The sequence below is a fragment of the Streptomyces sp. NPDC046876 genome (genome assembly GCF_040645035.1).
GTDB lineage: Bacteria > Actinomycetota > Actinomycetes > Streptomycetales > Streptomycetaceae > Streptomyces.
In genome coordinates this window covers 46319-56013 of record NZ_JBEYXK010000040.1, presented here as the reverse complement: position 1 = coordinate 56013, position 9695 = coordinate 46319, and the positions used below count along the sequence as shown (strand labels likewise).

The following is a 9695-nucleotide window of genomic DNA, read 5'->3' as shown; positions in this document are numbered from 1 at the left end:
CCCCGGCCCAGGAGGCGGGGGATCCGGCCGGGCTTGCGGGGCTCCGCCCCGGACCCCGCGCCTCAAACGCCGGCGGGGCTGGATTTGCCGGACCCCGCGCCTGAAAAACGCAGGCGGGCTGGGTTTGCCTGGCCTCGCCTCAAAAGCAGGCGGGGCTGGGACTGCCGTGCCGGGGGCTACGCCGGGGTTTGGCTCTGGAGGGCTACCGAGAGTTCTGCGGCCACGTTCTGGAGGATCGGGACGATCGACTCGGTCAGGTCCTCCGTCACGCGGCCGGCCGGGCCCGAGATGGAGATCGCGGCGGCCGTCGGCGAGTTCGGGACCGACACGGCCAGGCAGCGGACTCCTATCTCCTGCTCGTTGTCGTCGACCGCGTAGCCCGCCTTGCGGACCTGCTCCAGGGCGTCCAGGAAGCCCTCGGGCGTGGTGATGGTCTTCTCGGTGGCGGCCGGCATCCCGGTGCGCGCGAGCAGGGCCCGGACCTCGTCGGCCGGGGTGTAGGCCAGCAGCGCCTTGCCCACGCCGGTGGAGTGCGGCAGCACGCGGCGGCCGACCTCGGTGAACATGCGCATGGAGTGCTTGGAGGGCACCTGGGCGACGTAGACGATCTCGTCCCCGTCGAGCAGGGCCATGTTCGCCGTCTCGCCGGTCTCCTCGACCAGGCGGGCGAGGTACGGGCGGGCCCAGGTCCCCAGGAGGCGCGACGCGGACTCGCCGAGGCGGATCAGGCGCGGGCCGAGGGAGTACCGTCGGTTGGGCTGCTGCCGCACGTACCCGCACGCGACGAGGGTGCGCATGAGGCGGTGGATGGTGGGCAGCGGCAGCCCGCTGGCGGTGGAGAGCTCGCTGAGGCCGACCTCGCCACCCGCATCGGCCATGCGTTCGAGCAGATCGAAGGCGCGCTCGAGGGACTGGACGCCACCGCCGGCGGCGGTGGTCTTGGCGGAAGCGTCGGTGGTGCTGGCGCTGGACGTCGGCACGGCGCGGTCCTTTCGGTGCTGGCAGGCAAGGAAGCAGCCTACCGGGCTGTCGGCGTCGGCCCTAGAGTCGGGTCAAAGCCGTCCCCGCCGGTCAGAGCGGGTTTGTCCGGGTGGTGGAGGTGCTCGGGAAGTTACCCGTGCACCCCCCGGTGGCGATAGCTACATTCTGGATAGCGAAATCTTAATTCCATGCTGTGGAAACCTCCAATTGCGCACACAGCGTGTCGGTGCAGTGTCCGGACGCTCTTGACTGGCCCCGGATCGGCATGAAGACTCCGTCAACAGAACGTTGAATTTCGCTCTGTGGAAGTAGATGGGGAGGTTCCGGTCGTGTCCGACCACGTGGAACTGGTACTGCGGTCGACCCGCGTCATCACCCCCGAGGGGACGCGCGCCGCTTCGGTCGCCGTCGCCGCCGGGAAGATCGTCGCCGTCCTGCCGCACGACGCCGAGGTACCGGCCGGCGCCCGGCTCGAGGACTTCGGCGACGACGTTCTGCTCCCCGGCCTCGTCGACACCCACGTGCACGTCAACGACCCGGGCCGCACCGAGTGGGAGGGCTTCTGGACGGCCACCCGCGCCGCCGCGGCCGGAGGCATCACCACGATCCTCGACATGCCGCTGAACTCCCTGCCGCCCACCACCACCGTCGGCAACCTCGTCGTCAAGCAGGACGTCGCCCGCGCCAAGGCGCACGTGGACGTCGGCTTCTGGGGCGGTGCGCTGCCCGACAACGTCAAGGACCTGCGCCCGCTGCACGACGCCGGGGTCTTCGGCTTCAAGTGCTTCCTGTCGCCCTCCGGCGTCGACGAGTTCCCGCAGCTCGACCAGGACCAGCTCGCCGCCTCCCTCGCGGAGATCAGCGGCTTCGGCGGCCTGATGATCGTCCACGCCGAGGACCCGCACCACCTCGACTCCGCGCCGGTCGTCCCCGGCCCGAAGTACGCCGACTTCCTCGCCTCCCGCCCGCGCGACGCCGAGAACACCGCGATCGAGAACCTGATCGCCCAGGCCAAGCGGCTGAACGCGCGCGTCCACGTGCTGCACCTGTCCTCCAGCGACGCGCTCCCGCTGATCGCCGCCGCCAAGGCCGAGGGCGTGCAGATCACCGTCGAGTCCTGCCCGCACTACCTCACCCTCACGGCCGAGGAAGTGCCCGACGGCGCCAGCGAGTTCAAGTGCTGCCCGCCCATCCGCGAAGCCGCCAACCAGGACCTGCTCTGGGACGCCCTCGCCGACGGCACCATCGACTGCATCGTCTCGGACCACTCGCCCTCCACCGCCGACCTCAAGACGGCCGACTTCTCCACCGCCTGGGGCGGCATCTCCTCCCTCCAGCTGGGCCTGCCGGCCATCTGGACCGAGGCGCGCAAGCGCGGCCGCACCCTGGAGGACGTCGTCCGCTGGATGTCCACCGCCCCGGCCCGCCTGGCGGGCCTGGACCGGAAGGGCGCCATCGAGCCCGGGCGCGACGCCGACTTCGCGGTGCTCGCCCCCGAAGAGACCTTCACCGTGGACCCGGCCGAGCTGCACCACCGCAACCAGGTCACGGCGTACGCGGGCAAGACCCTGCACGGCGTCGTGAAGTCCACCTGGCTGCGCGGCACGCAGATCGCCGACCACGGCACCCCGTCCGAGCCCACCGGCCTCCTCCTCGAAAGGCAGAACTGACCGTGGCGATCCCTTCTTTCACCGGCAACGCGAACCCGTACGGAGGCGGCGACCCGTACGCCGACTACCGCACGGCCGAGTTCCCGTTCACCCAGTACGCGAACCTCGCCGCCCGCGAGCTCGGCGCCGGTGTCATCGCCGCCAATGACGAGTTCTTCGCCCAGCGCGAGAACCTGCTGATCTCCGAGGCCGCGCACTTCGACCCCGAGGACTTCGGCCACAAGGGCAAGGTCATGGACGGCTGGGAGACCCGCCGCCGCCGCGGCGTCTCCGCCGAGCAGCCCTGGCCCACCGCCGAGGACCACGACTGGGCGCTCGTGCGCCTGGGCGCCCCCGGCGTGATCCGCGGCATCGTCGTGGACACCGCCCACTTCCGCGGCAACATGCCGCAGGCCGTCTCCATCGAGGGCACCAACTGGGAGGGCGCGCTCGCCCCGACCCCCGAGGAGCTCCTCGGCGACGACGTGAAGTGGACGACCCTCGTCCCGCGCACCGCGGTCGGCGGCCACGCGGCCAACGGCTTCGAGGTGGGCGTGGAGCAGCGCTTCACACACCTGCGCGTCAACCAGCACCCCGACGGCGGCATCGCCCGCCTGCGCGTCTACGGCGAGGTCCTGCCGGACCCGAAGTGGCTCGGGGCGCTCGGCTCCTTCGACGTCGTGGCGCTGGAGAACGGCGGCGCGGTGCAGGACGCGTCCAACCGCTTCTACTCCCCGCCGACCAACACCATCAACCCGGGCCGCTCCCGCAAGATGGACGACGGCTGGGAGACCGCCCGCCGCCGCGACAACGGCAACGACTGGATCCGCTACCAGCTCGTCGCCGAGTCCGAGATCCGCGCGATCGAGATCGACACCGCCTACCTCAAGGGCAACTCGGCCGGCTGGGCCTCGCTGTCCGTCAAGACCGGCGAGGAGGGCGAGTGGCAGGAGTTCCTCCCGCGCACCCGCCTGCAGCCCGACACCAACCACCGCTTCGTGCTGGACGCCCCGGCGGTCGGCACCCACGTACGCATCGACATCTTCCCGGACGGCGGCTTCTCCCGCCTGCGCCTGTACGGCTCCCTGACGGAGGCCGGCGCCGCCGCGCTCGCCGCCCGCCACCAGGAGCTCGGCGGCTGACACCGCCCGCAGTACCGCCCCGGGGGGCCGACACCCCCGGGGTGACCGGAACCGCCGAGGTCCCGGACAGCCCGTGGGGCGCACCCGTACCGCCCGGTACGGGTGCGCCCCTTCGGCATGTACGGCGTGCAGGTACGGCGACGGTCCGCTCAGGCCGCGTGGCCGCCGTCGACGGAGTACTCGGACCCCGTCACGTACGCGGCCCCGTCCCCGGCGAGGAAGGCCACCACGTGGGCCACCTCCTGCGGTGTGCCGAACCGGCCGAGCGCGGTCATGGCCCGCTGGCCCTCCGCGAACTCCCCGTCCGCCGGGTTCATGGAGGTGTCCGTCGGCCCGGGGTGCACGATGTTGGCCGTGATCCCGCGCCCGCCCAGCTCCCGGGCCAGCGCCTTGGTCAGGCCCACCAGCGCCGACTTGCTCATCGCGTACAGCGTGCCGCCCGGGCCGGGGACCCGCTGGGTCATGCAGGTGCCGATGGTGACGATCCGTCCGCCGCGGTCCATCAGCAGCGCCGCCGTCTGCGCGGCCACGAAGGCCCCGCGGACGTTGACGGCGAGCACCCGGTCGACATCGGCCGCGCCGAGGGTCTCGATCGGCCCGAGGACGCCGATGCCCGCGTTGTTGACGAGCACATCCAGCCGCCCGAACTCCTCGGCGGCCCGCCGCACCGCCCCGGCCACGGCCTCGGCGTCCCCGGCGTCGGCCCGTACGGCCAGCGCCCGCCGGCCCAGCGCCTCGATCTTCCCGACGACCTCGGCGGCCGCCTCGGCGTCGTGGACGTAGCTGATCGCGACATCGGCCCCCTCCTCGGCCAGCCGTACCGCCACCGCGGCCCCGATGCCCCGGCTGCCACCCGTCACGAACGCCGCCCTGCTGCTCATGGAACCCTCCTCGTCGTGCCGCCAACTTGGTTGCGGGTTCAATGGAACCGGGGCAGGGTGATCGCCGCTGGCGGGAATCCGACCTGGCGTTCGGGTCGACCCGGGCGGAGCCGGCGGGGCGTCAGCTCTGGCGCCAGACCGTCAGATCCGCCCGGAGAAAGCCGCCATCCATGCCCGTCACCCGGACCGTCGACTTGACCTGGAGCACGAGCACGCCGATGTCGCCCGACGGATGCCTGATGCAGAACTCGCTGCCGGCCGCCGCCGCGGCGAGCGGCAAGCGCGTGGGCTTCGCCGTGGGCAGGAGCATCCGGCACTCGTCGACGGAGAGCCCTGGCTTGCCGTACGACATGTGGATCGCGCTGGAGTCGCTGACGAGATCGCAGCCGGTCTCGTCGCACTCGAAGCGGACGTCGCCCTTGCGGTCCTTCCGCATCGCCCCGTCCTGGAGACTCACCGAGTTGCTCTCGTCCAGGTGGAGGCCGGGATGCGGGAACGCCTGCGCGGAGCGCGAGGCCTCGGGGGAGGCCTTTGCAGTTCCGGACGCCTGCCCGCCGCCGGAGGACCCCGAGCGCGCGGACGACGGGAACGAGGCGGAAGGGGCAGAGGCGCCGGATGCGCCCGCCGCGGCCGGGGCCGAACCCGACGGGCCCTTCGCGCCCGCGGCCCGGTCGCCCGCCCCGTCCGCCTGCTGCCCGAGCAGCCAGCCCAGCCCCGCCAGCAGCCCCGTCGCCGTCACCGCGGCCAGGGCGATCAGCGCGGTGCGCCGCCGGCGCGCCCGCGGGTCCTGGGCCCTGTCGTCCGGCTCCGGCGGAGGCGCCCAGGGCGAGGCCGCCCCCGCGGCAGCCGGCGCCGCCAGGGTGTGCACCGGGGTCGGATCCGGCACCGGGCCCGGCACGGACACCTCCGGCCCCATGACCTCCCGCCAGACGGCCGGGCCCCCGCCGGCGTCGCCCTCCAGGCCGAGCCGGCTGCGGCACGCGTGCACGATCTCGGCCGGGGTGGCCCGCTCCGCCGGATCGGCGGCCAGGCACCGGGCGATCAGCGGGCGCAGCGCCTCCGGCAGGCCCGACAGGTCGGGGGCGGAGTGCACGATCCGGTACAGCACGCTCAGCTGCGGCCCGTCCCCGTACAGCGTCTCGCCCAGGGCCGCGAACGCCGCGGTCTGGCCCAGCGCGAACACGTCGGTGGCCGGGGTGACCTCGCCGCCCGCCGCCTGCTCGGGGGCCATGAACGCCGGGGTGCCGACGGCGGTGCCCGCGGCGGTGTGCGAGGAGACCCCGGAGGCCAGCGAGATGCCGAAGTCGATCACCCGCGGCCCGTCGGCGGCCAGCAGGACGTTCGACGGCTTCATGTCCCGGTGCACCACGCCCGCGCCGTGGATGGCCTGGAGCGCCTCGGCCACCCCCGCCATCAGCCACAGCACGGCCGGCACGGGCAGCGGCCCCCGCCGCGCCACCGCCTCGGCCAGCGAGGGTCCCGGCACGTAGAGGGTGGCCAGCCAGGGCTGCGTCCCGTCGGCGTCGGCGTCGATCAGCTCGGCGGTGTACGCACCCCGCACCCGGCGGGCCGCCTCCACCTCGCGCCGGAACCGCCGCCGGAAGTCCGGGTCCTCCGCCAGCTCGGGCCGGACCACCTTGAGGGCCACCGGGCGGCCGCCCGGCGTGTGCGACAGGTACACCCGCCCCATGCCGCCCGCGCCGATCCGGGCCGCGAGGCGGTAGCCGGCCACGGACCGCGGATCGTCCCCCTGCAGCGGGCCGAACACCTCGGTGGTGCTGTCCATCGGTTTTCTCCCCCGACTCCCGTGATGCACGTATCACCTGATCAACCGATGAATTGATCAACGGCAGCCTATGCGGGCGGCAGACCGGCCGTGGACGGGTAGCGGCAATCGGAGGGGCCTGCGAGCGCGCCGCACCGATGAGTCGCGGGCGGGCCGGGAGTCTGAACCACTGAACGGACCGGACGGACGACGGGCCGGACCCCTACCCCGGAGCGCAGAGCCATGGCCAAGCTGACCCTCACCACCTTCGTCACCCTCGACGGCGTGATGCAGGCCCCCGGCGGCCCCGACGAGGACCGCAGCGGCGGCTTCGACTACGGCGGCTGGCTCGTGCCGTTCGCCGACGAGGGCATGGGCGCGTTCATGACGGAGGTCTTCGACCGGGTGGGGGCCTTCCTGCTCGGGCGCCGGACGTACGAGATCTTCGCCGGGTACTGGCCGCAGCACGACGACCCCGCCGACCCGATCGCGAGCCGCCTCAACACCCTGCCCAAGTACGTGGCCTCCACCACCCTGAAGGACCCGCAGTGGGCCCGCACCACCGTCATCGACGGCGAACAGCTGCAGAGCGAGATCGTGCGGGTCAAGGATGCGCTGGGGGAAGACCGCGAGCTGCAGGTGCACGGCAGCGGCATGCTCGCGCAGTGGCTGCTGGCGCGCGACCTGGTGGAGGAGCTGAACCTGCTGGTGTTCCCCGTCTTCCTCGGCGCCGGGCGCCGGCTGTTCCCGACGGGCGGGCTGCCGACCGCGTACGAGCTGACCACCTCGCGCACGACGGAGCGCGGCACGGCCATCCACACCTACCGCCCGACGGGGCGCGCCAAGTTCGGCAGCTTCTGACCGCCGACCGCCGACCGCCGACCGCCGACCGTCGACCGGCTCCCGGGCGGGCCGGGGGCGGGCCGGGGTCAGGGCGCGCCCGGGCTCCGGGTGCCCGGGCGAAACGGGGTCGCTCCCTCGTGACCCCCTCCGGTACGGTGAGCGCCGCATCCGTGAGAGCCGAGGAAGTCTCCACCCGCTTCGAGCCGTTGGAGCATCCCGGTGACCTCGCCCGCCCTCGCCGAAGGCCTTGCCGCGCCCGCCCCCGCCACGCCCCGCAGGGACTGGGCCGACCTGCCCGTCCTGGCCGTCGCCGTCGTCTGGGGCGGCAGCTACCTCGCCGCCAAGGGCATCACCACCGCCCACACCGTGATCGCGGTGCTCGTGCTCCGCTTCGCCCTCGTGCTGCCCGTGCTCGTCCTCGCCGGACGGCAGCGGCTGCGGGCCCTGGACGCCGGGCAGCTGCGCGGCGCGGCCCTGCTCGGACTCGTACTCGGCGGGATCTTCGTCCTCGAGACCTACGGGGTCGTCCACACCTCCGCCACCAACGCCGGGCTCATCATCAGCCTCACCATGATCTTCACGCCTCTCGCCGAGGCCGCCCTGCAGCGCCGGGCCCCCTCCGGGGCCTTCCTCGCCGCCGCCGGCCTCTCCGTCGCCGGCGTCGTCCTGCTCACCCAGGGCGCCGGCTTCACCGCCCCGAGCACCGGCGACCTGCTCATCCTCGGCGCCGCCCTCGCCCGCACCCTGATCGTGCTGCTCACCGCCCGGATGGCCGCCGTCCGCGACGCCGACTCCCTCTCCCTGACGACCGTGCAGCTCGCCACCGCCCTGGCCGTGTTCGCCGTCCTGGCCGCCGTGCCCGGCACCGGCGACAGCCCCTGGGCGACGGCCGCAGCCTTCGGCCCCGCCGAGTGGGCCGGGCTCGCCTTCCTCTCCGTCTTCTGCACCCTCTTCGCCTTCTTCGTGCAGATGTGGGCCGTACGCCGCACCTCGCCCTCCCGGGTCAGCCTGCTCCTGGGCACCGAGCCCCTGTGGGCGGCAGCCGCCGGCATCGCCCTCGGCGGCGAGCACCTGGCCCCGGCCGGCCTCGCGGGCGCGGCGCTCGTCCTGGCGGGCACGGCCTGGGGGCGCCGCGCCTCGGCTGCCTGAGCCGCCCGCGCACCGGGGCCGGGTGGCCGGTTCGCCGGCCCCGGAGTGACCGGAAACCGGCGGGTAGCAAAGTCAACTGCCGCCGTAGGGTGGCCGTATGCCTCAACCGGATATCAGCGGCAACTCCGCGGACTTCCACGCCGACCCGTACGCTTACTACGCCCGGCTGCGCGCGGCGGGTCCCGTGCACCGCGTCGACGTCAGGGCCGCCGCATACGAGCCGACCTTCATCGTCGTCGGCAACGAGGAGGCCCGACAGGCCCTCAACCACCCGGGCCTGTCGAAGGACTGGCGCGCCAGCCTGCCCGACGTCGCCCACACGGCGGCCAACTTCAACATGCTGGAGTCCGACCCGCCGCACCACACCCGGCTGCGCAAGCTGGTCGCCCGCGAGTTCACCGCCCGCCGCGTCGAGGCACTGCGCCCCCGGGTCCAGCAGATCACCGACGAGCTGCTCGACGCGATGGCCGCCCGCCCGGAGCGCACCGCCGACCTCATCGAGGCCGTCGCCTTCCCGCTGCCGATGACCGTCATCTGCGAGCTCCTCGGCGTACCCGACCTGGACCGCGCCCGCTTCAGTTACTGGTCCAAGGAGGTCGTCGCCCCGCCGGCCGGCGCCCCGATCACCGCCGCCCACCAGCAGCTCAGCCTCTACCTCGGCGAGCTCGTCGAGGCCAAGGCCAAGGAGGACGCCGACGACCTGCTCGGCGCCCTCATCCGCGCCCGGGACGAGGACGGTGACCGCCTGTCCCACGACGAGCTGATCGGGATGGCCTTCCTGCTGCTCATCGCCGGCCACGAGACCACGGTCAACCTCGTCGGCAACGGCATGCGGGCCCTGTTCGCCCACCCCGCCCAGCTCGCAGACCTGCGCGGCGACTGCGACGGCCTCCTCGACGGGGCGGTGGAGGAGATGCTCCGCTACGAGGGCCCGGTACAGAACGCCACCTTCCGCTACGCCCGCGAGGAGGTGCGGCTCGGCGGCAGCACCATCCCGGCCGGCGCCACCGTGGTGGTCTCGCTGGGAGCCGCCGACCGCGACCCCGGCCGCTACGCCGACCCCGACGCCTTCGACATCCGGCGCGCCCCGCAGGGCCACCTCGCCTTCGGCCACGGCCTGCACTTCTGCCTCGGCGCCCCGCTCGCCCGGATGGAGGGCCGGATCGCGATCCGCGGCCTGCTGGAACGCTTCCCCGACCTGGCCGAGGACCCGGCCGCCGGGCCGCCGGTCTGGGTCACGGGCAGTCTGATGCGCGGAGTGACCCGGCTGCCGGTGCGCTGGTAG

Annotated in this window: 8 protein-coding genes; 5 read left to right on the top strand and 3 right to left on the bottom strand. The window is 73.6% G+C overall.

Annotated elements, in window-relative coordinates; all coding sequences use genetic code 11:
- Positions 1-176 precede the first annotated feature (176 nt).
- Complete coding sequence (locus ABZ924_RS21545) at positions 177-980, bottom strand: IclR family transcriptional regulator (protein WP_361912000.1); 804 nt, start codon at positions 978-980, stop codon at positions 177-179.
- A 330-nt stretch (positions 981-1310) separates the two neighbouring features.
- Here ABZ924_RS21545 and allB point away from each other — a divergent pair, with 330 nt between their 5' ends.
- Positions 1311-2651 (top strand): allantoinase AllB, encoded by a 1341-nt coding sequence (gene allB / locus ABZ924_RS21540; RefSeq protein WP_361911997.1) that lies wholly within the window; start codon positions 1311-1313, stop codon positions 2649-2651.
- A gap of 2 nt (positions 2652-2653) precedes the next feature.
- Positions 2654-3772 (top strand): allantoicase, encoded by a 1119-nt coding sequence (gene alc / locus ABZ924_RS21535; RefSeq protein ID WP_361911994.1) that lies wholly within the window; start codon positions 2654-2656, stop codon positions 3770-3772.
- A gap of 149 nt (positions 3773-3921) precedes the next feature.
- Here alc and ABZ924_RS21530 read toward each other — a convergent pair whose 3' ends face one another.
- Both ABZ924_RS21530 and ABZ924_RS21525 read right to left on the bottom strand, forming a co-directional pair.
- Positions 3922-4653, bottom strand: a complete 732-nt coding sequence (locus ABZ924_RS21530; RefSeq protein WP_361911991.1) for an SDR family oxidoreductase — start codon at positions 4651-4653, stop codon at positions 3922-3924.
- Positions 4654-4774: 121 nt separating this feature from the next.
- Positions 4775-6439, bottom strand: a complete 1665-nt coding sequence (locus ABZ924_RS21525) for a serine/threonine-protein kinase (protein WP_361911988.1) — start codon at positions 6437-6439, stop codon at positions 4775-4777.
- Positions 6440-6661: 222 nt separating this feature from the next.
- On the opposite strand from ABZ924_RS21525, the gene ABZ924_RS21520 reads away from it, so the two are divergent.
- The 3 genes from ABZ924_RS21520 (at position 6662) to ABZ924_RS21510 (ending at position 9695) form a co-directional block, all read left to right on the top strand.
- The gene (locus ABZ924_RS21520) at positions 6662-7279 is read left to right on the top strand and encodes a dihydrofolate reductase family protein (RefSeq protein ID WP_361911985.1); all 618 of its coding nucleotides are present in this window, start codon (positions 6662-6664) and stop codon (positions 7277-7279) included.
- 201 nt (positions 7280-7480) lie between these two features.
- Positions 7481-8410 (top strand): DMT family transporter, encoded by a 930-nt coding sequence (locus ABZ924_RS21515; protein WP_361911982.1) that lies wholly within the window; start codon positions 7481-7483, stop codon positions 8408-8410.
- A gap of 97 nt (positions 8411-8507) precedes the next feature.
- Entirely contained in the window at positions 8508-9695 is a 1188-nt protein-coding gene (locus tag ABZ924_RS21510; RefSeq protein WP_361911979.1) for a cytochrome P450, read from the top strand.

What these genes read in the sequence shown, in the direction of transcription:
- ABZ924_RS21530 (WP_361911991.1), bottom strand. Translation starts at nt 4,653, where the DNA reads ATGAGCAGCAGGGCGGCGTTCGTGACGGGTGGCAGCCGGGGCATCGGG.
- ABZ924_RS21525 (WP_361911988.1), bottom strand. Translation starts at nt 6,439, where the DNA reads ATGGACAGCACCACCGAGGTGTTCGGCCCGCTGCAGGGGGACGATCCG.
- ABZ924_RS21520 (WP_361911985.1), top strand. Translation starts at nt 6,662, where the DNA reads ATGGCCAAGCTGACCCTCACCACCTTCGTCACCCTCGACGGCGTGATG.
- ABZ924_RS21510 (WP_361911979.1), top strand. Translation starts at nt 8,508, where the DNA reads ATGCCTCAACCGGATATCAGCGGCAACTCCGCGGACTTCCACGCCGAC.